The 26,569-nt window shown below is 40.5% G+C and carries 28 protein-coding genes; all 28 read right to left on the minus strand.

The genetic code is table 11. From position 1 onward, the window contains the following. Positions 1-162 precede the first annotated feature (162 nt). Positions 163-1,422, minus strand: coding sequence for an RIP metalloprotease RseP (rseP, locus tag BANVL01_RS00610; RefSeq protein WP_066085355.1), 1,260 nt, complete (start codon positions 1,420-1,422; stop codon positions 163-165). Positions 1,423-1,439: 17 nt separating this feature from the next. Continuing rightward, positions 1,440-2,582 (minus strand): 1-deoxy-D-xylulose-5-phosphate reductoisomerase, encoded by a 1,143-nt coding sequence (dxr, locus tag BANVL01_RS00615; protein WP_066085353.1) that lies wholly within the window; start codon positions 2,580-2,582, stop codon positions 1,440-1,442. 38 nt (positions 2,583-2,620) lie between these two features. Beyond that, positions 2,621-3,403 (minus strand): phosphatidate cytidylyltransferase, encoded by a 783-nt coding sequence (locus BANVL01_RS00620; RefSeq protein ID WP_066085351.1) that lies wholly within the window; start codon positions 3,401-3,403, stop codon positions 2,621-2,623. A gap of 27 nt (positions 3,404-3,430) precedes the next feature. Further along, positions 3,431-4,207 (minus strand): undecaprenyl pyrophosphate synthase, encoded by a 777-nt coding sequence (uppS, locus tag BANVL01_RS00625; RefSeq protein ID WP_066085349.1) that lies wholly within the window; start codon positions 4,205-4,207, stop codon positions 3,431-3,433. A 283-nt stretch (positions 4,208-4,490) separates the two neighbouring features. Continuing rightward, complete coding sequence (gene frr / locus BANVL01_RS00630) at positions 4,491-5,048, minus strand: ribosome recycling factor (RefSeq protein WP_066085347.1); 558 nt, start codon at positions 5,046-5,048, stop codon at positions 4,491-4,493. Further along, on the minus strand, positions 5,048-5,773 hold the full coding sequence (gene pyrH / locus BANVL01_RS00635; protein WP_066085345.1) for a UMP kinase: 726 nt from the start codon (positions 5,771-5,773) through the stop codon (positions 5,048-5,050). The genes frr and pyrH overlap by 1 nt, the downstream gene beginning before the upstream one ends. 126 nt (positions 5,774-5,899) lie before the next feature. Then, positions 5,900-6,784, minus strand: coding sequence for a translation elongation factor Ts (tsf, locus tag BANVL01_RS00640; RefSeq protein ID WP_066085341.1), 885 nt, complete (start codon positions 6,782-6,784; stop codon positions 5,900-5,902). 147 nt (positions 6,785-6,931) lie between these two features. After that, positions 6,932-7,645: a 30S ribosomal protein S2 gene (rpsB, locus tag BANVL01_RS00645; RefSeq protein ID WP_066085340.1), complete on the minus strand. Its 714-nt coding sequence runs from the start codon at positions 7,643-7,645 to the stop codon at positions 6,932-6,934. 189 nt (positions 7,646-7,834) lie between these two features. Further along, the gene (gene codY / locus BANVL01_RS00650) at positions 7,835-8,614 is read right to left on the minus strand and encodes a GTP-sensing pleiotropic transcriptional regulator CodY (protein WP_066085338.1); all 780 of its coding nucleotides are present in this window, start codon (positions 8,612-8,614) and stop codon (positions 7,835-7,837) included. A 122-nt stretch (positions 8,615-8,736) separates the two neighbouring features. Continuing rightward, positions 8,737-10,140, minus strand: coding sequence for an ATP-dependent protease ATPase subunit HslU (gene hslU / locus BANVL01_RS00655; RefSeq protein WP_066085337.1), 1,404 nt, complete (start codon positions 10,138-10,140; stop codon positions 8,737-8,739). 20 nt (positions 10,141-10,160) lie between these two features. Next, on the minus strand, positions 10,161-10,703 hold the full coding sequence (gene hslV / locus BANVL01_RS00660) for an ATP-dependent protease subunit HslV (RefSeq protein ID WP_066085335.1): 543 nt from the start codon (positions 10,701-10,703) through the stop codon (positions 10,161-10,163). A gap of 343 nt (positions 10,704-11,046) precedes the next feature. Beyond that, positions 11,047-12,354: an FADH(2)-oxidizing methylenetetrahydrofolate--tRNA-(uracil(54)-C(5))-methyltransferase TrmFO gene (trmFO, locus tag BANVL01_RS00665; protein WP_066085333.1), complete on the minus strand. Its 1,308-nt coding sequence runs from the start codon at positions 12,352-12,354 to the stop codon at positions 11,047-11,049. 174 nt (positions 12,355-12,528) lie between these two features. Continuing rightward, positions 12,529-14,607 (minus strand): type I DNA topoisomerase, encoded by a 2,079-nt coding sequence (gene topA / locus BANVL01_RS00670; RefSeq protein WP_066085329.1) that lies wholly within the window; start codon positions 14,605-14,607, stop codon positions 12,529-12,531. A gap of 339 nt (positions 14,608-14,946) precedes the next feature. Beyond that, positions 14,947-15,834 (minus strand): DNA-processing protein DprA, encoded by an 888-nt coding sequence (gene dprA, locus BANVL01_RS00675; RefSeq protein ID WP_066085321.1) that lies wholly within the window; start codon positions 15,832-15,834, stop codon positions 14,947-14,949. Positions 15,835-15,923: 89 nt separating this feature from the next. Beyond that, positions 15,924-16,826, minus strand: coding sequence for a succinate--CoA ligase subunit alpha (gene sucD / locus BANVL01_RS00680; RefSeq protein ID WP_066085320.1), 903 nt, complete (start codon positions 16,824-16,826; stop codon positions 15,924-15,926). A 24-nt stretch (positions 16,827-16,850) separates the two neighbouring features. Next, positions 16,851-18,011, minus strand: coding sequence for an ADP-forming succinate--CoA ligase subunit beta (sucC, locus tag BANVL01_RS00685; protein ID WP_066085319.1), 1,161 nt, complete (start codon positions 18,009-18,011; stop codon positions 16,851-16,853). Between the two features lie 92 nt (positions 18,012-18,103). After that, complete coding sequence (gene rnhB / locus BANVL01_RS00690) at positions 18,104-18,877, minus strand: ribonuclease HII (protein WP_066085318.1); 774 nt, start codon at positions 18,875-18,877, stop codon at positions 18,104-18,106. Positions 18,878-18,890: 13 nt separating this feature from the next. Continuing rightward, positions 18,891-19,796, minus strand: coding sequence for an L-serine ammonia-lyase, iron-sulfur-dependent, subunit alpha (sdaAA, locus tag BANVL01_RS00695; protein ID WP_066085316.1), 906 nt, complete (start codon positions 19,794-19,796; stop codon positions 18,891-18,893). A gap of 26 nt (positions 19,797-19,822) precedes the next feature. Then, positions 19,823-20,485 (minus strand): L-serine ammonia-lyase, iron-sulfur-dependent subunit beta, encoded by a 663-nt coding sequence (gene sdaAB, locus BANVL01_RS00700; protein WP_066085315.1) that lies wholly within the window; start codon positions 20,483-20,485, stop codon positions 19,823-19,825. Positions 20,486-20,672: 187 nt separating this feature from the next. Next, complete coding sequence (gene ylqF, locus BANVL01_RS00705; RefSeq protein ID WP_066085313.1) at positions 20,673-21,533, minus strand: ribosome biogenesis GTPase YlqF; 861 nt, start codon at positions 21,531-21,533, stop codon at positions 20,673-20,675. 38 nt (positions 21,534-21,571) lie between these two features. After that, a complete protein-coding gene (gene lepB / locus BANVL01_RS00710) occupies positions 21,572-22,132 on the minus strand; it encodes a signal peptidase I (RefSeq protein WP_066085307.1) in 561 nt (186 codons plus the stop codon). A 218-nt stretch (positions 22,133-22,350) separates the two neighbouring features. After that, complete coding sequence (gene rplS, locus BANVL01_RS00715) at positions 22,351-22,695, minus strand: 50S ribosomal protein L19 (RefSeq protein WP_066085305.1); 345 nt, start codon at positions 22,693-22,695, stop codon at positions 22,351-22,353. A 143-nt stretch (positions 22,696-22,838) separates the two neighbouring features. Beyond that, positions 22,839-23,579: a tRNA (guanosine(37)-N1)-methyltransferase TrmD gene (gene trmD, locus BANVL01_RS00720; protein WP_156482171.1), complete on the minus strand. Its 741-nt coding sequence runs from the start codon at positions 23,577-23,579 to the stop codon at positions 22,839-22,841. After that, positions 23,579-24,097: a ribosome maturation factor RimM gene (gene rimM / locus BANVL01_RS00725; protein ID WP_066085301.1), complete on the minus strand. Its 519-nt coding sequence runs from the start codon at positions 24,095-24,097 to the stop codon at positions 23,579-23,581. The genes trmD and rimM overlap by 1 nt, the downstream gene beginning before the upstream one ends. A gap of 13 nt (positions 24,098-24,110) precedes the next feature. Beyond that, positions 24,111-24,497: a YlqD family protein gene (locus tag BANVL01_RS00730; protein ID WP_066085299.1), complete on the minus strand. Its 387-nt coding sequence runs from the start codon at positions 24,495-24,497 to the stop codon at positions 24,111-24,113. Positions 24,498-24,574: 77 nt separating this feature from the next. After that, entirely contained in the window at positions 24,575-24,805 is a 231-nt protein-coding gene (locus tag BANVL01_RS00735) for a KH domain-containing protein (protein ID WP_066085297.1), read from the minus strand. A 12-nt stretch (positions 24,806-24,817) separates the two neighbouring features. After that, on the minus strand, positions 24,818-25,090 hold the full coding sequence (rpsP, locus tag BANVL01_RS00740; RefSeq protein WP_024030223.1) for a 30S ribosomal protein S16: 273 nt from the start codon (positions 25,088-25,090) through the stop codon (positions 24,818-24,820). Between the two features lie 120 nt (positions 25,091-25,210). Then, positions 25,211-26,569: a signal recognition particle protein gene (gene ffh, locus BANVL01_RS00745; protein ID WP_066085294.1), complete on the minus strand. Its 1,359-nt coding sequence runs from the start codon at positions 26,567-26,569 to the stop codon at positions 25,211-25,213.

The following is a 26,569-nucleotide window of genomic DNA, read 5'->3' on the forward strand; positions in this document are numbered from 1 at the left end:
CTCTCTCCCATCTATTAAAAAATCACTTATTTTCTCTATGTCAAAACATTATTATATCATATGATACATGATGATTCGGGTTTATTCGACAGAAAACTTCATCCATATTTCTTCTTTCATGAAAAAATAAATAAGGGACCGTTTTCACGGCCCCTTACGTTATTACAAGAAAAATCTTTGTATATCATTCCAGGTAACAACAAGCATCAGCAGCATAAGGAGGGCGAATCCGATAAAGTGAACCATTCCTTCCTTTTGACGGTCAATTGGTTTCCCTCTCACAGCTTCAACAGCAAAGAACATCAATCTGCCACCGTCGAGCGCGGGAATTGGTAAGAGGTTCATTATCCCAAGGTTAATGCTTAAAATCCCTGCCCACTTCATTAAATAATAAATTCCTGATTTGGCTACCTCAGCAGTTGAATTGTAAATACCAACAGGACCTGAAAGCGCATCAATAGAAAATTGGCCCGTAACAAGCTTTCCAACCATCACAAATATTTGTGTTGTCCAGAAATAGGTTTCAGTGAACCCGGATTTAACAGCTTGCACCGGAGATTTTTCGACGGGGCTGTAAACACCGATGATTCCCATTTTCTTGCCTTCAACTGTCTTTTCAAGCGGCGTGACGGGAATCTCCCTTTCGTTACTATCACGAATGACTGTGAAATCAAGTTTTTTATTTGGATTTTTTCGGATCATCTGGACGACATCTTCCCAGCTTGAAATTTCTGAGCCATTAATACTCTGGACGACATCACCTTGTTTAAGACCTGCAGTTTTGGCAGCACCATCAGGGGTTATTTCGCCCAATTTTGGTTCATTCGAAGGCACCCCCTGCAGTAAAGCGATGATAATAAACAAAAAGAAGGCAAGGACAAAGTTCATCATCGGACCAGCAAAAATCGCCAAGAATCTTTGCCATAATGTTTTTGAACCAAATTGCCGGTCAATTGGGGCAATTTGTGATTCCACTCCATTTTCGACGATAACCGCCTGTGGATGAATGGAAAATGTTCGTAAGCTTTCATTTTCATCTTCAGGGAAACCCTTAATGACTAAATCCCGTTCAATATCTGCATACTCCACTTCAACGATCCGGCAATTAGGGAACTTTTCTTTATTATTAAGGATTATTTTGTCTACATTTTCTTCCTTGTCAAACATAAGACCAATCCGGTATCCCGGCTTAATTTCTACCATTTCTGGATCTTCGCCCGCCATACGGACAAATCCGCCAATTGGCAATAATCGAATCGTATAGGTTGTTTCTCCTTTTTTATGTGTGAACACTTTCGGACCCATACCGATTGCAAATTCGCGGCAGAGGATCCCTGCCCGTTTTGCGAAAATAAAATGACCTAATTCATGAAAGAAGACGAGTGCGCCAAAAATGACAATAAAGGCTATAACTGTACTCAAATATAAAACCACCTTTTTTATAGAAGTGAAGTAACATACTGCCTCGTTTCCTTATCTACCTCTTGGATTACTGCTAAACTTGGGTGCGCAATGGTTTGATGATTGCTTAATGCCTTCTCAATCAAATCTTCAATTTGTAAGAAACGAATCTTCCCTTCTAAAAATGCTGCGACTGCTGCTTCGTTGGCAGCATTCAAAACAGTTGGCAGCGTTCCACCTTCTTTACCAGCAATATAAGCAAAATGAAGGCAGCGGAACCTCTCAACATCCATTTCTTGAAAATTAAGTTTGCCAATTTGTGCCAAATCCAACCGGTTGGCGGACAAACGCGGAAGTCGATCCGGGTATGTAAGTGCATATTGAATCGGCACTTTCATATCAGGTGTTCCTAGTTGAGCCATGATACTGCTGTCATGGAATTCAACCATTGAGTGGATGATACTCTCTTTATGGAGCAGTACATCAATTTTTTCATAAGGTATTTGAAACAGCCAGTGTGCCTCAATTACTTCCAATCCTTTGTTCATCATGGTTGCGGAATCGATCGTGATTTTCGCCCCCATTGACCAATTCGGATGGTTTAACGCTTCTTGGACTGTTACATGTTCTAATTCTTTCCGGGAGCGATCACGAAAGCTGCCCCCTGAAGCAGTTAAAATTAATCTCTCAATATTTTTCTCTTTTTCTCCTTGTAAGGCCTGAAAAATAGCGGAATGCTCGCTATCAACTGGAAGCAGCGAAACATTATTTCTTTTGGCAGCATCCATAACCAAATGGCCTGCCGTAACAAGTGTTTCTTTATTTGCTATTGCAATTGTTTTTCCGCATTCAATTGCCTGTAATGTGGGATTTAAACCAACACTGCCCAGAACGGCATTTACAAGAATATCTGCTTTTTCATAAACCGCAATTTCAATTAGTCCTTCATTACCATATGTTAATTTTATATGTGGGAATTCTGCTTTTAATGTATTACAGTCATGATAATCTTGTACAGAAACAAGCTCGGGCTGAAATTCTACAATTATTTTTCGAGCCATGTCTATATTTTTACCTACCGAAATGGCCGCTAATTTAAATTCTGTTGGATGCTCGCGAATAACATCCAATGTCTGGGTGCCAATCGACCCTGTTGCTCCCATTAAACTAATAATTTTCACTGATTTCATCTCCTAAAAAGTAAAGCACATCCGCTTCATCACCACAGGTGGAAAAAGTGTAATAATGGCCAAACAAATAATAAACTGTCAAAGCGATCAAGAATGCCGCCATGTCCCGGTAATATGTTTCCAGAATCTTTTACGTTAAAGTGTCGCTTAAATGCCGATTCGACTAGATCACCAATTTGTCCGAAAACAGAAAGCACGATTGTTATTCCGATTATCGAACCTTTAATATCCGTGAATAATACAAATAAAACCCCTACAATGACTGCACAAACGACACCGCCGATAGATCCTTCAACCGTCTTGTTAGGACTGATTTCCGGCCAAAGCTTCCTCTTACCCAATGCTTTCCCGATAAAGTAAGCCCCGGAATCCGTCGCCCAAATCATAAATAAGGAATATAAAATATAGACAAGTCCACCATCCACCCTTGTTTCAAAGAAAAAGTAAAAGCCAAGGCCTACATAAAGGGCAGAAAGGATGGAGAATGAAACGTCTTCAAATGTAAAACGATTCTTTGTTATGACTGTAAATGCTAATAATAAAAGAATGAACACAATACACAGCTCTGTCTTTGAATAATAGAAAGTATCTAGGACATTCATATATTTCTCAGGGAAAAGCAAAGCCCATAGAAATAAGACTGATAATAATCCGTGACCTGAAAAGATGTTTAGGTTTTTCATTTTATATAACTCATACAAGCCTATAGTCGCTAAAAAATACGTTAATAGCAAAAGAGGAAGTCCACTATAATATACAATCGGCAAAAATAATGCCGCGGCAACGACTGCTGTTATGATTCTTTGCTTCATCTACTAGTTCAACACCTTTTTTTGTTCTTATAAACCGCCAAACCGACGCTGGCGATTTTGGAAGGTTTCTATTGCTTCCAGCAAATGCTCCTCACTAAAATCAGGCCATAACACATCTGTAAACCAAAGTTCGGAGTAAGCCAATTGCCAGAGCATAAAGTTGCTCAAACGTATTTCGCCGCTAGTCCGGATTAATAGGTCCGGATCAGCAAAATTTGCTGTCATCATGTAGGATGAGAAGTTTTTCTCGTCTAGTTCTGTTTCCTTCAGTGTACCATTATTGTAATCATTTAAGACTTGCTTAACGGCATCGAGAATTTCCGATCTGCTTCCATAATTCAAGGCAAAGTTTAAGACTAGTCCATTATTATGTTTTGTTTCTTCTATAGCTTTTTCAATTGCATGCAGTGTATGTACGGGAAGCTGATTTTTATATCCCATCATTTTCACTTGAACATTATTCTCAACTAATTCAGGAAGAAATGTACCTAAAAATTCTTCTGGCAGCCTCATGATATATTCCACTTCATTTTTTGGACGTTTCCAGTTTTCAGTCGAAAAAGCATATAATGTCAGCGTTTTGATTCCAAGCCTATTTGCCAGCATCGTCGTTTTTCGAACAACTTTCATGCCTTCATGATGGCCGGCAATCCGTGGCAATGCCCGTTTCTTTGCCCACCGTCCGTTGCCATCCATAATAATCGCCACATGATTAGGAACAGGCATTTTTTTTATTTCTTCTATTTTATCTCGGAGTGTGGAAGAATCTTTTTGGTTCTTCCTAAGCCAAAATTTTTTAAACATAACATTGCTCCTCAATTAGTTAATCATTTCCTCCGATAATAAATCAGTTCCATCGAACCCCGTCTATTGTTATGTAAAGGAATGTCAGGGTAGCATGCTCTTATCATACCAAAAAAGCTAGAAGATATCTCTACTAAATAACTTATGTAAATTTAAAGAAATGAAGAATAATAAATCAGAGAAAGTCCAATGCAATAGATACAAATTGAAAAAGGTTAAAGATAGTGAAAAAAACCCCCTAAGAAGAGGGTTTTTACTAGAAATCCGGAAATCCGGAAGCAATTTACACTTCTAAAATTTCTTTTTCTTTATCTTTGGTGATTTGATCAATTTTCGTAATATTTTCGTCTGTAAGCTTTTGAATATCATCAGAATATCCGCGCAGAGCATCTTCGGTGATATCGCCATTTTTCTCCAATTTCTTCAAATCATCATTGGCATCACGGCGAATGTTACGGACGGCAACTTTAGCTTCTTCTGATTCCTTTTTAACTAATTTTACAAGTTCCTTGCGGCGCTCTTCTGTCAATTGTGGAATCGCAAGACGAATGACCATCCCGTCATTAGTAGGATTTAATCCTAAATCAGACTTAAGGATTGCTTTTTCAATATCACCTAGAATGGATTTATCATACGGTTGAATAACAAGCAGTCTAGCTTCCGGTGTAGAAATCCCCGCCATTTGGTTAACAGGTGTAGGTGCACCATAATAATCCACCGTAATTCTGTCAAGCAATGAAGCACTTGCTCTTCCGGCACGGATGCTGGCAAGCTCGCGTGAATAAGACTGAATCGCTTTGGTCATTCGATCCTTTGTAGTAGAGATGACTTGTTTTGGCATTAATGTTTCCCCCTAACGATTGTTCCAATTTTTTCACCCATAACGGCTTTTTTAATATTTCCTTGTTCCATAATCGAGAAAACAATAAGTGGGATATCATTATCCATACATAAGGAAGAAGCAGTGGAATCCATGACCGCTAAGCCTTCCTTAAGAACATCCAGGAATGATAGGTCTTCGTATTTCGTAGCATTCGCATCAACCCGCGGGTCTGCAGAATAAACCCCATCCACATTGTTTTTCGCCATTAAAATGACTTCCGCATCAATTTCCGCTGCTCTTAAAGCAGCCGTTGTATCTGTAGAAAAATAAGGATTACCTGTACCTGCCGCAAAAATGACAACTCGCTTTTTTTCAAGATGCCTAATGGCACGTCGTCTGATATAAGGCTCAGCTACCTGGCGCATTTCAATGGAAGTCTGCACACGGGATTCAATCCCTAAATGCTCCAAGCTATCTTGAAGTGCTAAAGAATTCATGACCGTAGCAAGCATGCCCATATAATCGGCAGTTGCCCTATCCATACCCATTTCACTACCGATTTTCCCGCGCCAAATGTTGCCGCCGCCAACAACGACTGCAACTTCAACTCCGAGCTCTGCTAGTTCCTTTACTTGAATCGCAATCGATTTGATGACAGAAGGTTTAATTCCAAAGCTCGATTCACCTGCAAGTGCTTCTCCGCTCAATTTCAAAACCACGCGTTTGTACTTAGGACCGCTCATATAAACCTCCATATGTATAAAATAAATTTATCTTAAAAATAGGGAACACACCGTGTCCCCTATTCAAAAACCTATTACAGTAACATTCCCTTAAAACTTGTTTGTTTTAAGCTAGAGAATATTTGACTATTGTTTATTTACTTGGTTCATAACTTCTTCTGCAAAGTTATCTTCACGCTTCTCGATACCTTCGCCTACTTCGTAGCGGACGAATTCACGAACAGTTGCCCCTTTAGATTCAACAAATTGACGCACTTTTTGATCAGGGTTTTTAACAAACGTTTGGTCAAGAACACAAACATCTTCAAAGTATTTTCCTAGACGGCCTTCTACCATTTTAGCAACGATATTTTCAGGCTTTCCTTCGTTCAAAGCTTGTGTAGTTAACACTTGACGCTCATGTTCCACTTCTTCTTGTGATACTTGATCACGAGAAACGTATTTTGGTCTAAGCGCAGCGATGTGCATCGATACATCTTTAGCAGCATCTGCATCTGTAGTCCCTTCAAGAACCGTTAGCACGCTGATGCGTCCACCCATATGAAGGTAAGCGCCAAATGCATCATTATCAGTTTTTGACATGACTGCAAAACGACGAAGGGAAAGCTTTTCGCCAATTTTAGCAATTGCAGCGTTGATATGGTCGGCAACGATTGCACCGTTTTCCATTGTTTGTGCTACCGCTTCTTCAACTGTTGCAGGATTGTTTTTAATCAGATGTTCAGCAAGTTCTTTCACAAGTGTTTGGAAACCTTCGTTTTTCGCAACGAAGTCAGTTTCAGAGTTTACTTCAAGAATAACAGCATCGTTACCTACTGTTAAGATAGAAGTTAATCCTTCAGCCGCAATACGGTCCGCTTTATTAGCAGCTTTTGCGATTCCTTTTTCACGTAAGAAATCAATCGCTTTTTCCATATCACCATTTGTTTCTGTTAGTGCCTTTTTACAATCCATCATACCTGCGCCTGTTTTTTCACGTAATTCTTTAACCATTTGAGCAGTGACTGCCATAGTTTTTTTCCTCCTTATTTATCTATGTACACCTATCTTTGCCAATGACGCTTAAGATAAAACTTTTCATTAAATAGTTTCTTTAAAAAAAGGTGATAAAGGGTGGTTCACCTCTTATCACCTTTTTCATTTCTACTCTATTATTATTTATGCAGTCGGTTGCTGTTCTTCTTCTTCAACAACTTGCTTTCCTTCAAGGATGGCATCTGCCATTTTGCCTGTTAAAAGCTTAACCGCACGAATTGCATCGTCATTCGCTGGAATAACTACGTCGATTTCGTCTGGATCACAGTTTGTATCAACAATACCTACGATAGGAATGTGTAATTTCTTTGCTTCTGCAACTGCGATACGCTCTTTACGAGGGTCAATAATGAATAGTGCATCTGGAAGCTTCTTCATGTCTTTGATACCGCCTAAGAATTTTTCAAGGCGTTCTTGTTGTTTCTTTAATTGAACAACTTCTTTTTTCGGTAATACTTCGAAAGTACCGTCTTCAGACATTCTTTCGATATCTTTTAAGCGGCTAATACGCTTTTGAATTGTTTCAAAGTTAGTTAACGTACCACCTAACCAGCGTTGGTTAACAAAGTACATACCAGAACGAGCTGCTTCTTCTTTAACAGAATCTTGAGCTTGTTTCTTTGTACCAACAAAAAGAACTGTTCCGCCGTTACCAGCAAGTTCCTTCACCCAGTTATAAGCTTCTTCAACCTTTTTAACTGTTTTTTGAAGGTCGATGATGTAGATACCGTTACGCTCTGTGAAGATATATTTCTTCATCTTAGGGTTCCAACGGCGAGTTTGGTGTCCGAAGTGTACACCAGCTTCAAGCAATTGCTTCATTGAAATGACTGACATGTTTTTTCCTCCTAATGGTTTGATTTCCTCCGCTCCTTTCATTTTTAAACAGAAACTGTCGTAAACAGCACCATCTGCTTAAATCAAAGAGCGTGTGTATTAACACCATGAAATAATATAGCATAAGTACAATAAACAATCAAGTTGAACTTATAAAAAAAATCCCCAGGTATGCCTGAGGATTAATTATTATTTAGATCTTAATTTGTCAAGCTCTACTAGAAACTTGTCGTTTAAGACTTTGATATATGTTCCTTTCATACCAAGGGAACGAGATTCAATTACGCCTGCGCTCTCAAGCTTTCTTAAAGCATTAACGATGACTGAACGAGTAATACCGACGCGATCGGCGATTTTAGAAGCAACCAATAAGCCTTCATGGCCATTAAGTTCTTCAAAAATATGCTCAATTGCTTCTAGCTCACTATAGGATAATGAACTGATAGCCATTTGAACAACCGCTTTGCTCCGAGCTTCTTCCTCAATTTCTTCCGATTTTTCTCGCAAAATTTCCATCCCTACAACTGTTGCACCGTATTCAGCAAGAATAAGGTCATCATCTTGGAATTTTTCCTGCAGCCTAGCAAGGATTAACGTACCAAGACGCTCCCCGCCGCCAATTATCGGAACAATTGTTGTCCACCCTTCACGGAATAGCTCTCTGTTCTCCACAGGAAAAGCAGTATATTGACTTTCGAAATCAAGATTTGATGAAGTTTCTCGAATACTAAATAACCCATTTGTATACTCTTCAGGAAATTGACGGTCCTCGAACATTTTTTTCATGCGCTCGTTTTCAATTTGCTGATAAATGGAAAAGCCTAAAAGCTTCCCACGGCGGCTGACAATGTAAACATTCGCTTCAATCGTTTCACTTAAGGTCTCTGACATTTCCTTGAAGTTAACTGGCTTTCCTGCAGCTTTTTGCAATAAAACATTAATTTTTCTTGTTTTTGAAAGTAAATCCATCGTATTTCTTCCTCCTAATTGACTATAACCATTATTAAATTTTATTGTTTATTTTTTGATGCAATAGGTATATATACGCACCTTCGTCCAACCATAAAAATCAGGTTGAAGAGGTCCCGTTCCTATAGGATAAATTGACTTAAATCTTTATTTTTAGAGATAGCTCCAAGCTTATCATCTACATACTGTGGTGTAATCGCGACTTTCTCCAATGAAATATCCGGCGCTTCAAAAGATAAATCTTCTAAAAGCTTTTCTAATATCGTATGAAGACGTCTTGCCCCAATATTATCTGTATTTTGATTCACCTCGAATGCCACTTCAGCAATTCTACGAATAGCATCGTCAGAAAATTCAATTTGTATACCTTCTGTTTCCAATAATGCTTGATATTGCTTAATGAGAGCATTATCCGGTTCAATCAAGATCCTGTAGAAATCCTCAACAGTCAGTTTTGTTAGTTCCACACGGATTGGGAAACGCCCTTGAAGCTCTGGAATTAAATCGGATGGTTTCGCCATATGAAAAGCTCCTGCAGCGATAAATAATATATGATCGGTTTTTACCGAACCATATTTAGTTACCACTGTCGAACCTTCCACTATCGGTAGGATATCCCTTTGAACCCCTTCTCTTGAAACATCCGCGGAAGAACCACCGGAATTTTTACTGGCGATTTTATCAATTTCATCAATAAAAATAATACCCGTTTGTTCGGCACGATAAACCGCTTCTGACGTTACTTCATCCATATCAATTAGCTTTGCAGCCTCTTCGCTTGTAAGTACCTTTCTTGCTTCCCGAACCGTTAATTTTCTCTTTTTGCGTTTTTTTGGCATAAAACTGCTGAGCGCATCCTGCATATTCATACCCATTTGCTCAATTCCTGAGCCTTGAAGCATATCAAACATAGATGGAGCCTGCTCCTCGACTTCTACGGTAACAATTTCATCCTCTAAATCACCTAGAGCCAATTTCTCTTTTACAATCTTTCGTTTTTCCTGAACCGAATAATCTTCCTGATGTGTCTCTTGCTCGGAAGAGGAATTTCCGCCTCCAAACAACATCTCCAACGGATTTTTATAGTTTGTTGCCTTTTTAGCTGTAGGAACGAGTAAATCAACAAGCCTGCTGTTGGCATTTTCCTCGGCCCGTTCTTTTACGCTTTGCATCCGATCCTCTTTTACCAAACGAACGGAGGTTTCCGCAAGATCCCTAACCATTGATTCAACATCGCGGCCAACATAACCCACTTCTGTAAATTTAGTGGCTTCCACCTTAATAAACGGGGCACCGACAAGCTTGGCAATTCTTCTGGCTATTTCTGTTTTCCCAACTCCAGTCGGTCCAATCATCAAAATATTTTTGGGGATGATTTCTTCCTGAAGCTTATCATTCAATAAACCCCTTCGATATCGGTTCCTAAGTGCCACCGCAACCGCCTTCTTTGCATCCTTCTGTCCAATAATATATTGGTCAAGTCTTTCCACAATTTGGCGGGGGGTTAAATTAGTTGTTATTCCCATAGTTATTAATCTCCTTCCCGTTATAGCTCTTCCACGATGATGTTGTGGTTCGTATATACACATATTTCCGCAGCTATTTCTAAAGAAGCTTTTGCTATTTCTTTCGCTGATAAATGTTCCCCTGAATATTTTTTCAGTGAACGCCCTGCAGCTAATGCGTAATTCCCCCCAGAACCAATGGCAAGAATTCCATCGTCAGGTTCGATAACCTCACCAGTTCCGGATACGAGCAGCAAATAGTCCTTATTCATGACAATTAACATTGCTTCTAACTTTCTGAGGATTTTATCGCTTCTCCACTCCTTCGCAAGCTCGACGGCTGCTCTTTGAAGGTTGCCATTAAACTCCTCTAATTTTCCTTCAAAAAGTTCAAAAAGGGTGAAAGCATCAGCCACAGAACCTGCAAAGCCTGCCAGCACACGACCATTAAATATCTTTCTAACCTTTTTTGCTGTGTGCTTCATCACTACAGCATTGCCAAATGTAACTTGACCATCACCTGACATGGAGCATTCACCATTATGATGGATTGCAAATATGGTTGTTGCATGAAATTGGCCCATTTAGCTAATCCTCCTTTTGGAGTATTTTTCTTTTACGTATTGTGATGATATGTAACAAAAGAATAAATCTAGGACATAAAATGATGAAAACTGTATTCATTTATGCCCTCTGACGATGGGCTATATACGTTTTTCAACTGTTTATTCGCTTGTTCATCAATGAAAAGAAAGAATGAAATTACTGATAGCATGTTGGGAATGTTCAATTTTATATTCTGCGCAATTTCACTCCATTTGTAAATACGCAATAAATAAAGTTTAAAAAACATTCACATTTGTCTTAATATTTACTTCGCAAGGACTATTAAATCGTATCATACATCGCTAAGCCTTGCAATAAACTTTACAAAACCTTCACAAAGTTCTGAATTGTTTCTAATGCACGATTTGCATGCTTTAGGTTTCTTTCCTGCTTCCCTTTAATTTTTTCAGGCAATTCCGGGAATAATCCGAAATTTGCATTCATCGGCTGGAAATTACCGGGATTGGCCGTTGTGATATAACGCGCCATGCTTCCAATAGCAGTTTCAGCAGGAAACACAACTGGGTCCATTCCCTGAACCAATCGGGCTGCATTGAGGCCGGCAATTAAGCCGCTCGCGGCCGATTCGACATACCCCTCAACACCGGTCATTTGACCGGCGAAGAATAAATCTTCACGGTTTTTGAATTGATAAGTTGCTTTCAATACCTTTGGTGAATTAATAAAGGTATTGCGGTGCATAACACCATAGCGAATAATTTCTGCATTTTCAAGGCCTGGAATTAATTGAATAACTTCTTTTTGTGCCCCCCACTTTAAATGTGTCTGAAATCCGACAATATTAAATAGAGTTCCAGCGGCATCATCTTGACGCAACTGAATAACGGCAAATGGCCTTCTTCCAGTTTTCGGATCCTCTAAACCAACTGGTTTTAATGGTCCAAATAACATCGTCTTTCTCCCTCTTGCTGCCATTACCTCAATTGGCATACAGCCTTCGAAAAAGATTTCCTTTTCAAATTCCTTTAATGGAACCGTCTCCGCAAGGGTAAGAGCATCATAAAAACGATTAAACTCCTCTTCCGTCATTGGGCAGTTTAAATATGCGGCATCCCCCTTATCATAGCGGGATTTCAAATAAACCTTATCCATGTTTATACTTTCTTTTTCCAGAATCGGTGCCGCTGCATCATAAAAATACAGGTAATCCTCACCTGTTAAGCTTTTCAGCTGTTCCGAAAGATCTGGACTTGTTAGTGGCCCTGTTGCAATGACAGTAGGACCTTCGGGAATTTCGACTACTTCCTCGTTCACAACTGTAACGTTCTCATGGTTTTTGACCAGTTCGGTAACTTTTGCAGCGAATTCATGACGGTCAACCGCCAATGCCCCGCCTGCCGGAACGGAACATACGTCAGCCGCAGCAATAATCACGGAATCAAGCTTTCTCATTTCTTCTTTTAACACTCCAACTGCATTTGTCAACGTATTCGCCCTGAGTGAATTACTGCAAACCAATTCAGCAAATTTATCGGTATGGTGTGCTGGTGTCTGCTTTACTGGCCGCATCTCATAAAGGCGCACCTTTACCCCCCGCTTAGCGATTTGCCATGCTGCTTCACTGCCAGCCAGACCAGCGCCAACCACGTTTATTGTTACGTCTTTCATGTAGAAACCTCCTGAATCAAGCTAATTAATTATGTATATCAACGAGACCGCAGTAACTATTATTACTTTCCCCTAATTTTAAGTCCATCTTGCATTGTACTATACGAAACAAAAAGAAAAAAGTTTTATGTTTTTACAAATGTAAAAGAGTGGACGTTGTCCACTCTTCTACTCTTAGCTTTGCGGTTCTTCCTTGTAGTCGCAATTAACGCATTGGACTTGAACACCTTTTTTTAACTTCTTTTCTACCAACAGACCTTCACATTTAGGGCAAGGCCGCGACAGTGGCTTATCCCAAGAGATGAATTCACATTCCGGATATTTAGTACAGCCGTAAAACAGCCTTTTTTTCTTGCTCTTCCGCTCAATAATCTGTCCTTCTTTACAATTAGGACAGGTCACACCAATTTCTTTCACGATTGGTTTCGTATTCCTACAATCCGGGAAGTTGCTACAGGCCATAAATTTCCCATAGCGACCCATTTTAAACACCATTGGACTGCCACAGTTTTCACAGTTTTCACCAGCAGGTTCATCCTTTATTTCTATTTTTTCCATTTCCTGTTCTGCTATTTTTAAATGTGTCTCGAATTCTGTGTAAAATGCGTCAATCAGTTCGATCCAAGGCATTTTTACATCTTCAATATGATCTAATCCTTTTTCCAATCTCGCTGTAAATTCCACATCTATGATATCAGGGAAGAATTCCACCATCACCTCATGAACAATTTCCCCAAGCTCAGTAGGGACGAAGCGTTTATTATCAAGTGCTACATAGCCACGCTTTTGAATGGTGTCCAATGTAGGCGCGTAAGTTGATGGCCGGCCAATCCCAAGTTCTTCTAACGTTTTTACAAGTCTTGCCTCCGTGTACCTTGGCGGCGGCTGCGTGAAGTGCTGCTTAGGCTCAATGTCCTTCTTGATTACTTCATCCCCTTCTTTAAGGTCAGGAAGCATTTTAGCTGGTCCATCCTCTTGGTCATCGGAGCCCTCAACATAAAGCTTCATGAAGCCGGGAAACTTTATTTTTGAGCCATTGGCGCGGAACAGGATATTTCCATTCTGCAAATCCACACTCATCGTGTCCATGACTGCCTGCGCCATTTGGCTGGCTAAAAATCGATCCCAAATTAATTTATATAGGCGGAATTGATCCCTTGACAGAAACACCTTCAAACTATTTGGATCTCTTAAAGTACTGGTCGGACGAATCCCTTCATGGGCATCCTGGGCCTTCGCTTGCTTTTTTTCTTTTCTTTGTTCTTCTTTTAAATAATTTTCACCATATTCAGTCCGTATGTACTCAGCCGCTTCTGTTTGCGCGATTTCGGAGATTCTGGTCGAGTCCGTTCTCATATAGGTAATGAGACCAACCGTTCCTTCTTTACCAAGCTCAATCCCTTCATACAGCTGCTGTGCCAGCATCATCGTTTTCTTTGCGCGGTAATTCAGCTTTCTTGCTGCTTCCTGTTGTAAGGAGGACGTAATAAACGGCGGCGCAGGGTTTCTTTTTCGTTCCTTTTTTGTAACAGAAGTGACTTTGAATTTATTATCGTCCATTTGCTGTAGAATCGTTTGGACATCCTGTTCAGATTTCAGTTCAAACTTTTCTTTATTAGCTAAAGAAAAATACTGACCGCTAAAATGATCTTTGCCTTTTAAAAATTCACCATCAATTGTCCAATACTCTTCAGGAATAAAGGCATTTATTTCTTTTTCTCTATCAATGATCAGGCGGACCGCAACGGATTGAACCCGGCCTGCACTAAGCCCTTTTTTCACCTTCTTCCATAGTAAAGGGCTAATGTTATAGCCGACAAGCCGGTCTAGAATCCTCCGCGCCTGCTGCGCATCAACAAGACTCATATTAATCGGACGAGGATGCTTAAACGATTCTTTTATCGCATCTTTAGTAATTTCATTAAAAACAACACGGCAGTCAGATGTAATATCAACATCTAAACTGTGTGCTAAATGCCAGGCAATTGCTTCCCCCTCACGATCCGGGTCAGCTGCGAGATAAATTTTCTTTGCCTTTTTTGCTGCTGTTTTCAATTCCTTTAATACCGGGCCCTTACCGCGAATGGTAATATATTTTGGTTCAAAGCTATTTTCAACATCGACACCCATCTGGCTCCGCGGCAAATCGCGAACATGGCCCATCGATGCCTTAACCTTATATTTATTCCCTAAATATCGTTCAATCGTTTTCGCTTTTGCTGGCGATTCGACGATTACAAGATAATCTGCCATTTAAATCCTCCTTAAGAGGGAAAGTGTGAAAGCCCCTTGAATCCGGCGAATCCCGTTTCTAAGATGCTTATGATTTGATAAGTTTTCCTAAATCCCAGTATAGCAACTTGGAGCGGAGAAAATACTTTACAAAACTGCCTATCCCAAAATTTCATAATATATGTTAATTACAAGTTTATTTATTCTTTTTTAATATATTCTATTTTTCGAACATCTGTTGGAAAATGTATAACATATTAGAAATTTTTGCAACCTTTTTAAGCTAATTTCTCCACATATTCAGAAAAAACCTGCTAAATCAGCGAATTTATTTAAAAGATTATTAGTTAATTCTGCATTTTACCTTATTTCTTCTAATATATCTTTAGCACTTGTCACTAGTTTTGCCCCATGTTGAATCAATTCGTTTGCCCCAATGGAATAAGGATTAAAGATGCTTCCTGGCAATGAAAACACATCCCGTCCCTCGTTAACCGCATAGTTTGCCGTAATCAACGAACCGCTTTTTCGTTTTGCTTCTATAATAAATGTCCCTTTTGATAGACCGCTAATGATACGATTCCTTGCTGGGAAATGCCATCTGAGCGGCTTGGTGTCCGGAGGATATTCCGAGACAACTAGCTGTGTTTTCATCATTTCTAATGCCAGTCCCATATTTTCTTTTGGGTAAATATGATATAAACCACCCGCTATAACTGCGATTGTTTTCCCGCCATTTTTTATTGCGTATTCATGTGCCAGCGCATCAATCCCCTTTGCCAAACCGCTGACAACGAGGACACCATTGTCAATTAACTCGGGAAAGATTAACCTGATAGCGTTTTTTCCATATGGTGTCGCCTGGCGTGATCCTACCACGGCAAGTTTTGGTTCTCTATCAAGTAGAGATAGATCTCCTTTTGCAAATAAAGCCCAAGGCGGCTGGTAAATTTCTTTTAAATACCGAGGATATTCCTTATCTATAATCGTAATGACGGTAATATCATTGGTCTCGTATTGGCGAATTTGTTCGTGAATCATTTCAGGATGAAGAGATATAATAGAAGATTTGGCTAAGGAGCTATCGCGGTTAATGGGTGAAAACAAGGAAATCTGCTGCGGCAATTGGGTTTGGAGCCGGTACAAGGACTGGAGTGTCGGGTCTTTTTTTAACATTTGAAAAACAGTACTCCATGAGATATTTGGATAATGAAGCAAATGAATCAGTTTTTCTTTAAAGTCATCCATCTTAAACTAATCCTCCTTACTATTTATTATACATGCAGAAATAGCCCCTCAATTATGAGGGACTATCTGTATTCACCAGATGTAAAATATTAGTGTGTTTTACATTTTTCATATAAACCTTGTTCTTTTAATACTTCGATTAACGTTTCACCCATTACAGATGGTGTATCAGCAACCTTAATGCCGCATTCGTTCATGACGCGGATTTTTTCATCGGCAGTACCTTTACCGCCAGAAATAATGGCACCGGCATGGCCCATCCGCTTTCCTGGAGGCGCAGTTCGTCCGCCAATGAAGCCGACAACAGGTTTTGTCATGTTTGCTTTTACCCATTCTGCCGCTTCTTCTTCAGCCGTTCCGCCAATTTCACCAATCATGATAACAGCATATGTTTCAGGGTCTTCATTAAATGCTTTTAGCACATCGATAAAGTTTGTCCCGTTAACAGGATCGCCGCCAATACCAACTGCTGTTGTCTGACCAAGACCAGCTTGTGTTAATTGATGAACCGCTTCGTATGTTAAAGTTCCAGAGCGGGAAACAACACCGACATGGCCTTTCGTATGGATGTATCCAGGCATGATGCCAATCTTACATTCATCGGCAGTGATTACACCTGGGCAGTTTGGACCAACTAAACGAGTCTTCTTGCCTTCCATATAACGCCTTACTTTAACCATATCTAATACTGGGATATGTTCAGTAATACAAATAGCTAAATCCAACTCTGCATCAACGGCTTCGATAATGGCATCTGCTGCAAACGGAGCCGGAACGTAAATGACGGATGCTGTAGCACCAGTAGTTTCAACTGCTTCTTTCACTGTATTAAATACAGGCACACCTTCAACTTCCATGCCGCCTTTTCCTGGAGTGGTACCGCCAACTATTTGTGTACCGTATTCAAGCATTTGTTTTGTATGAAAAAGGGCTGTAGAACCAGTTATCCCTTGAACAATAACTTTTGTATCTTTATTAATAAAAACGCTCACGTTAATTCCCCTTTCTTATCGATCCTATTTCACTAATGCAACGATTTTTTGTGCGCCGTCAGCCATGGATTCAGCAGCAATTATGTCAATGCTTGACTCAGCGAGAATTTTCTTCCCTAAGTCAACATTTGTTCCCTCTAAACGAACAACAAGTGGAACACTTAGACCAACCTGCTTAGCCGCTTCTACTACACCCTCTGCGATAACATCGCACTTCATGATTCCGCCGAAGATATTTACGAAAATACCTTTTACGTTTGGATCAGAAAGGATAATTTTGAATGCTTCAGTAACCTTTTCAGCTGTAGCACCGCCCCCAACATCAAGGAAGTTAGCGGGGTCGCCGCCGTAATGCTTAACGATGTCCATGGTCGCCATCGCAAGACCGGCGCCATTAACCATACAGCCGATATTTCCATCTAAGGAAATATAGCTTAAATCATATTTAGATGCTTCGATTTCTTTGGCATCCTCTTCTTCAAGGTCACGATACGCCAGTACATCTTTTTGACGATATAACGCATTGGAGTCAAAGTTTAATTTGGCATCTAATGCGATAACTTTTCCATCACCTGTAACGACAAGTGGATTAATTTCGGCAATCGAGCAGTCCTTTTCAATGTAGGCTTTGTATAAAGCTGTCATGAACTTTACCGCTTGATTGACTAACTCTTTTGGAATATTGATATTAAAGGCGATTCGGCGTGCTTGGAATGGCTGTAAGCCAATCACTGGGTCGATTTCTTCTTTAAAAATTTTCTCCGGAGTCTTTTCAGCAACTTCTTCAATTTCCGTTCCGCCTTCTTCAGAAGCCATTAAGACAACACGTGAAGTGGCACGGTCTAATACTAAACCAACATAATACTCTTTTTTGATGTCACAGCCTTCTTCAATGAGCAGACGCTTTACTTCTTTACCCTCAGGACCCGTTTGGTGTGTTACCAAGGTTTTTCCAAGGATTTCATTTGCATATGTACGAACCTCATCAAGGTTTTTCGCAACTTTAACACCACCGGCTTTCCCCCGTCCGCCAGCGTGGATTTGCGCTTTTACGACACACACTTTAGTTCCTAGTTCTTTCGCCGCTTCCACTGCCTCTTCAACCGTGAATGCCACTTTTCCGTTTGGAACTGTTACCCCGAATTGCTTGAGGATCTCTTTCCCTTGATACTCATGGATATTCATTTCCCATCCTCCTAAATCTTACTCTTCTAAAAATTGACTCCGTTTTCATTTTATATAATGACAGATACCTTGTCCACCAATATGCAAAAAAATTATATTTTGATAATATCTTTGATTGGTGCAAAGCTTTTTCGATGATAGGGAGTTATCCCATGCTGCTGAATCGCATTTATATGTTCCTTTGTCCCATACCCCATATTTTGTTGAAAATGATAGCTGGGATATTCCAGCGAAATTTCCTTCATCAGCTTGTCTCTTGCCACTTTTGCAATAATCGAAGCAGCTGCGATGGAAATACTTTTTGCATCCCCTTTAATAATCGATTCTGATGGGTAGGGAATTTCTAGCTTCATCGCATCAATCAGCAAAAAATCCGGTTTTGGCTGTAACGAAACAATTGCTGCTTTCATTGCTTTCTTTGCCGCTTCGTAAATATTAATCTCATCAATTTCGTTTGCATCAATCATTGATACACTAAATGCCAGCGCTTCTCTGCGAATGATGGCATCGTATTCCAGGCGTTTCTTTTCTGATAGTTTTTTAGAATCATCAATCCCAGCCAAGAAAAAGTCAGCAGGCAAAATGACGGCCGCCGCAGCAACCGGACCTGCAAGCGGACCTCTGCCGACTTCATCGACACCGGCAATCAATTCAAAGCCTTTTGAACGCCATTTATTTTCATAGGTATTCATCTCAAGGAATTTTTCTTTTAACCGCTGTTCCTCTGCAATCTTCTTGCGCCATTTCTGTATTAATTGTTTAACACCCTTGCGCTCATCTTGAAGGATTTGTAGTAAAAACGGGTCATGCTCATCCTTAATATTTTCTAATTGTCTTGCTGCTTCTGCAATTGTTAATACCTTCATTTTTTTCACCCATTTAGGATCTAATCAGATTTTTGAGTTTAACCGTGTTGCCGCTTCCAAATATTTCTTGCTCTAATCTTCTGCCTGTCGGTGTCGCAGCAAGTCCGCCCTCAGCAGTTTCCCTTAACGAAGAAGGCATCGATTGGCCGATTAAGAACATGGCGTGAATGACTTCATCACAAGGAATTCTGCTTGTTACACCGGCAAGTGCCATATCCGCAGCTGTAATGGCATTGGATGCGCCCATTGCATTCCGTTTTACACAAGGGACTTCGACTAACCCCGCTACTGGATCACACACTAATCCAAGCATATTCTTTAACGTGATAGCCATCGCCTCTGCAGCCTGCTGTGCGGAGCCGCCAGCCAATTCTACAATCGCCGCTGCAGCCATTCCGCTGGCAGAGCCTACTTCTGCTTGGCAACCCCCCGCAGCACCGGAAATGGAGGCGTTATTTGCGACCACGAAACCGAAAGCTGCTGCTGTAAACAAAAATTCAATCATTTCCTCGCGGGTAGGCAGCAATTTTTCCTTTACTGCGAATAAAGTCCCTGGTACTACGCCTGCTGAACCTGCAGTTGGTGTCGCACAGATTACACCCATTGCGGCATTCACTTCATTGGTTGCCACCGCTTTACTGACCGCGTCTAATAGAACCGTTCCCCCAAGAGCCTTCCCGCTTTTAATATAGTTCTGGATGAGCACGGCGTCGCCGCCAGTAAGACCAGTATGGGAATGGACACCATTTAGGCCTCTTTCCACCGCCTGTTCCATTACCGTTAAATTCTTATCCATTTTCGCGATTACTTCTTCTCTCGTAAGACCCGATACTTCTATTTCTTGACGGATCATGATTTCTGCTATTTTTACTTGATTAGTTTCTGCAAGTTGAACAAGCTCCGCTACATTTCGAAACATGATCATACCTCCTGATGATGATTAATCTATTCCGCCATACGAATAATTTTCGATACATTTGCAAGATTACTTAATTCCTCAATCACCATATCCTCAATTTTTTGGTCGACTTCAATGACCATTAAGGCCATTTCCCCTTTATCCAACCTTGAAACCTCCATATGGCCGATGTTAATTTGATATTTTGATAATACACTAGTTACCGCTGAAATGATTCCAAATCGGTCTTGGTGGACAACCAAGATTGCCGGATGTTCGCCGGACAGCTTTAGCGGGAAAGAGTTTAATTCGGTAATTTCAATGGTTCCGCCGCCAATTGAAATCCCAACCAGCTCAAGCTCGTCATCCCCGCCATATAGATTTATTTTAACGGTATTCGGATGATCCGTTACTGCCTCTTCCGCCTGAAACACAACCTCTAAACCGAGGTCCTTTGCTATTGCCAATGATTTAGGCATTCTTTCATCAAAAGTATCCAGGTCTAGGAGGCCTGCAACAATCGCAAAGTCTGTTCCATGTCCCTTATATGTTTTCGCAAATGAACCGTATAATGAGATAATCGCCTTCGTCGGAAGTTTGCCAAACAATGTCCTAGCAACCCTGCCAATACGTGCTGCACCTGCTGTATGAGAGCTTGACGGTCCAATCATGACCGGACCGATAATATCAAAAGCTGAACGATATTTCATTTAAGTACGCTCCTTTATCAAGTAATCAATCTTAGTCGTTAAACTAATTTTACGAAAATAGTTCCATTGTAACCAGAGATAAATGCTGGTAAAAGTAGAAAAATGAAAGAAATAGTTAATTGGAAAGTTTTACTTTCCTCTCGGCAAAAAATAAGCTCCCCATTCAGGAGAGCTTCATGCAGTTTCATTATTCCTTCATTAGATCGGCAGGTCGTTCAAACGTAAGCCGGCCAAATTTCTCTGACCGTATCTCTCTTATCACCAATTCCGATACCTTATCATAATCGACGATGCCGCCAGCCATAAGACAGCCGCGAAGTTCACCGATATGATCAAACATTTCGACAACGTTATCTGGCAGAATTTCCAGATTGTACCGTTCTTTTAAACGCTTTGGATAGGCACGTTCTAGAAATCTAAGTGAGTAAACGGTCAAGTCCTGTAGGTTTAATAATGTATCTTTAATCGCTCCTGTGATAGCCAGTTTCATCCCAACCTCTTGGTCTTCAAACTTCGGCCATAAAATCCCTGGAGTATCAAGCAATTCCATTTCCTTGCCAACTTTAATCCATTGCTGCGATTTCGTTACCCCTGGTGTATTGCCTGTCTTGGCGATATTTTTTTTGGCAAGGCGATTGATAAGTGTCGATTTCCCTGCATTAGGAATGCCAACAATCATCGCACGAATCGCCCTTGGGTTAACGCCTTTTGCTCTCATTCGATCAAATTTTTCTTTAAGAATTTCATGTGAGGCTTGGACAATCGTTTTCATTCCTTCTCCAGCCTGAGAATTAATCGCCAGGGCTTTTATCCCCTTCTCCGCAAAGTGGGCAATCCATTCCCTTGTCACGTCTTTATCTGCCATATCCGCTTTATTTAACAAGACTAATCTAGGTTTATGCTGGATAATTTCATCAATCATTGGGTTTCTCGAGGAATACGGAATTCTTGCATCAACCAATTCAAAAATAATGTCAACCAGTTTTAACTTTTCCGTGACCTCTCTGCGAGCCTTGGCCATATGGCCTGGAAACCATTGGATCGTCAAAGCTGCCACCTCCTTTAAAGCATAAGCGCCTTGGTGTTCTATTTCGCTGTAACAATATGTGCATCTTTAATCGGCCAATAGACGACACTTGTTTTGCCGATTACCTTACTCATTGGAATCGTCCCGATGTGTCTGGAATCTTTACTCCAGCGGCGATTATCTCCCATCACAAACAATTCACCTTTCGGAACCGTTTTACGGCCTACAACGGTTTCTTCTAACGTAAAGGAAGCGGTTAGCGGTCCGTCCTCAACCTCTTTCTTATATTGATCCAAGTAAGGCTCTTTATATGCTTTTCCATTTACATATAACGTATCATCCTTATACTCAACCGTGTCACCAGGAAGACCAATCACACGCTTTATGTAATCCTTTTTCTCAGGTGCATGAAAGACGATGATATCAAACCGCTTCGGCTCTCCAATATCATAACTGAATTTATTAACAATCATTCGATCTTGGTCTTTCAATGTCGGCATCATCGATAGGCCATCGACTACAATTGGAGCAAACAGAAAGTACCGAATAACTGCTGCCAGCGCTACCGCAATTAACAGGGCCTTTGTCCATTCCCATAGTTCATTTTTCTTTTTTGTCATACAATCCCCACCAATCTAAATAAAACTCATATAAAGCCTATTTTACATAACTTAAACAAATTTAACACGATGGGATTATCGTTTTTAATCAAACTTTAATAATTAGTTTAAAAAACAGTAACATTCGGGGAGTCCAATATGATTAGTCTTTCTATCAAAGAAGAAGATATGTATCAAAAAAAGAGCCTGCTCCTAAAGCAAGCTCTTTCCTTTTCATATTAGCGGATCTCTTTAATTCTTGCTTTTTTACCGCGAAGTTTACGCAAGTAGTAAAGCTTAGCACGGCGAACTTTACCGCGACGAAGTACTTCAAGCTTCGCAATTTTTGGTGTATGAACTGGGAAAGTACGCTCAACGCCTACTCCGTAAGAAATTTTACGAACTGTAAAAGTTTCGCTAATCCCACCACCACGACGCTTAATCACTACACCTTCGAATAACTGAATACGCTCGCGAGTACCCTCGACAACTTTTACGTGTACACGTACAGTATCACCAGGACGGAACGTTGGAAGATCAGTGCGAAGTTGTTCTTTTGTGATTTCTTCAATCAATTTTTGCATCGTTTTCAACTCCTTCCAACAGATGCTCATGCACATAAATTCCCTTATACCCTGCAGCGGAACATCGTTATAAGACTATCACTGAAACATATCAGCCCAAGTCACAAGTAGTATCATACCATAATTATTGCAGGCTCGCAATATTACTCGCAATCTTTTTTTACTTCTTCTAGCCATTTTTCTTGTTCTGCTGTCAGTTCTATTTTATCCAATAAATCCGGGCGTCGTAAAAGGGTACGGCGTAATGCCTCTTTATTTCGCCATTCTTCAATTAATTTATGATTTCCCGACAACAATGTATCAGGCACCTTCATGCCGCGAAAATCTGCGGGTCTCGTGTAGTGTGGATGTTCTAAGAGCCCCGTACTAAACGAATCCTTCATATGTGATTCCTGATTTCCTAATACTTCCGGTAAAAGGCGGACCACACTGTCGATCACGACCATTGCTCCAAGCTCGCCGCCAGTCAGGACATAATCACCAATCGAGATTTCATCCGTTACCACATGTTCACGGATTCGTTCATCATAGCCCTCATAATGGCCGCAAATAAATAGTAAGTGCTCTTCATTTGCCAGTTCCTCTGCCTTTTTCTGCTCATAGCGTTCTCCTTGCGGGCAAAGCAGAATCACCCTTGGTTTGCTGCTTTTGGCCTTTTCCTTCAGTGCTGCAACAGCATCAAAGATTGGCTGTGGTTTTAATACCATGCCAGCCCCGCCGCCATATGGATAGTCATCAACCGTAGAATGTTTGTTATCGGCATATTCACGGAAATTAACGACATTATAGTTGACCGCTGCTTTCTCAGCCGCTTTTTGCAAAATCGATTGTCCCAGTACCCCGGAAAACATTTCTGGAAATAAGGTAAGAATATCAATCTGCATCATGAAAGTAACCCTTCCATTGGTTCAATGATAACTATTTTTTCTTGTACATCCACTTTCTTGACCACATCATGGATATATGGGATTAGGACTTCCTTACCGCCTTTTCCTTTAACCACCCAAACATCATTGGCACCAGGGGAGAGAATTTCAGCTATTTTTCCGATTTCCTCTCCTTCAGTTGTTGAAACAAGGCAGCCGATAATTTCGTGGTAATAAAATTCATCTTCAGCTAATGTGCCAAGTTGTGATTCAGGTACTTTCAAAATACCATCCCTGAATTTTTCAACTTCATTTATATTATTAAAACCTTCAAATGTGAGTAATTCGAAATTTTTATGGGTCCTGTGGCTTTTGACTGTTAGTTCAACTGGCGTATTTGAATTTGGCATAAACAAAAATAAAACATTTCCGGCTTTATAGCGTTTCTCAGGGAAGTCCGTTTTTGAAATAACGCGCACTTCACCTTTTATCCCTTGAGTATTGACGATTTTCCCAACATTGAACCATTTTTCCATATTTTTCACACCTCTAGCGTATTTCAACTATTATACCGTCACTTACGATAATTTCGGATTGCCCAAACCGTTCATCCCATTTGTCACCGACGTTTAATTCAACAAGGGCCTGAACTTCCTTTTCCTTAATTTCACTGCCTAACGGTAGGATATGTAATTGTTCCGCTTGAAACTCAAGAAGCTTTATTTTTTCTTTGCGCATTTGAATTTCTTTTTCAAACTGTTTTTTCAATGTCCCCGGTGAAAGGTTTTTAGACTTTTCTAACCGTTTCAATTCGAATTGTAGCTGATCACACTCTTTCTGGAGCTGCAGCTTCTTGGTATGGTAACCATTAAATAGCTCTTGTTTGCTATTTTCTGTTAATAGCTGCTTAACGATAACCGTTTGGATTAGTAGCATAATTGGGCCCCCTTTTGCATTTTTTATAGCAAAAAAGGGAGGATTTTTATTCCTCCCTTTTATCTAGATGCAAAAAGCTATTCACCAATTTCTAGAAAAATTTTCTTTTGTTGTGATGATCCCGTTGCATATACAACAGTTCTAATGGCCTTTGCAACACGCCCCTGCTTGCCAATCACTTTTCCCATGTCTGTCTTGTTAACAGAAAGCAGATAGGTAATTCGTGAATCGTCTTCCGTGACAAAAACATGCACATCTTCCGGAAAATCAACAAGAGGCTTAACAATCGTTTCGATTAGTTCCTTCATAATCGCCTGTGATTACTTGCTTAATTTTGCATTATGGAATTTTTCCATGATGCCTTGGTTTGAGAACAGGTTCCGAACAGTATCAGATGGTTTTGCACCGTCTTTTAGCCATTTAAGAACTAATTCTTCGTTAATTTCTACTTTAGCCGGTTGCGTTACAGGGTTGTAAGTTCCAACGATTTCAATGTAACGTCCGTCACGAGGAGAACGAGAATCTGCTACTACGATACGATAGAAAGGAGTTTTTTTAGCTCCCATACGTTTTAAACGAATTTTAACTGCCATTTTAAATAAGCACCTCCGAATAGTTTCACACAAGATAGTATAATATCAATTCTTTATTAGTTTGTAAAGTGTTTTTTCTTTACAGTCATTATTACCAATAATTCCGAAAAATAAAACAAGCTAGAATGGTTTAAATGGAAATTTAAACCCGCCTTTTTTCCCTTTTGGACCTCTTGGATTCATACCTGTCATTTGCTTCATCATTTTTTTCATGTCTTCAAACTGCTTGAGCAAACGGTTCACCTCTGTGACAGTCCGGCCGCTGCCTTTGGCAATCCGGTTTTTGCGTTTGGAGTTCAAGATTTCCGGGTTGTTTTTTTCTGCCTTGGTCATCGACCTAATGATGGCTTCTACATGGGCAATTTGCTTCTCATCGATTTGCATATTATTTAAACCTTTGATTTTGTTTGCGCCAGGCATCATTTTTAATAATTCATCAAGCGGACCAAGATTACGAACCTGGCCGAGCTGTTCCAAAAAATCCTCCAGTGTAAATGTTGCTGTCCGCATTTTCTGCTCTAACTCTTTCGCCTTTTGTTCGTCAACATTTGCTTGTGCCTTTTCAATCAGGGTCAGCACATCGCCCATGCCGAGAATTCTTGAGGCCATTCGTTCCGGGTGAAACGGTTCCAATGCGTCCATTTTCTCGCCAAGACCGACAAATTTAATCGGCGTTTGGGTAACGGCGCGGATGGAGAGTGCGGCCCCGCCTCGAGTATCACCGTCTAGCTTTGTCAAAACAACGCCGGTTAAACCCAGTTGTTCATTAAAGCTTTGGGCCACATTGACAGCATCCTGCCCTGTCATGGCATCAACAACAAGGAAGATTTCATCCGGTTTGGTTAATTCTTTAATGTCCTTCAACTCGCCCATTAACGCTTCATCGACATGCAGACGGCCAGCGGTGTCAATCAGGACATAATCATGATGTTCCTCTTTCGCCTTCTCAATTGCCTGCTTGGCAATTTCAACCGGGCTCACTTGATCGCCGAGCGAAAAAACCGGCATGTCTAATTGTTTGCCGAGAGTTTGCAGCTGCTTGATTGCGGCCGGACGGTAAATGTCCGCGGCAACAAGCAATGGTTTGCGATTATACTTCTTTCGAAGCAGGAGCGAAAGCTTTCCTGTTGTCGTTGTTTTACCAGCACCCTGGAGCCCGACCATCATGATGACCGTTGGCGGTCGGTTTGATGCTGCAATCTTGCTTTGCTCACCTCCCATTAAAGCGGTCAATTCCTCATTAACAATTTTAATGATTTGCTGACCTGGAGATAAGCTCTTTAGTACTTCCACCCCTACTGCACGTTCGCTGACTTTTTTTACAAAGTCTTTGACAACTTTGAAGTTTACGTCTGCTTCGAGCAGTGCAAGGCGGACTTCGCGCATCATTTCTTTAACATCCGCTTCTGAGACCTTTCCTTTTCCACGGATTTTTTGGATGGTATTTTGCAGTCGGTCGGCTAATCCTTCAAATGCCAT

This window comes from Neobacillus novalis NBRC 102450 (assembly GCF_001591805.1).
Taxonomy (GTDB): Bacteria; Bacillota; Bacilli; order Bacillales; family Cytobacillaceae; genus Neobacillus; species Neobacillus novalis.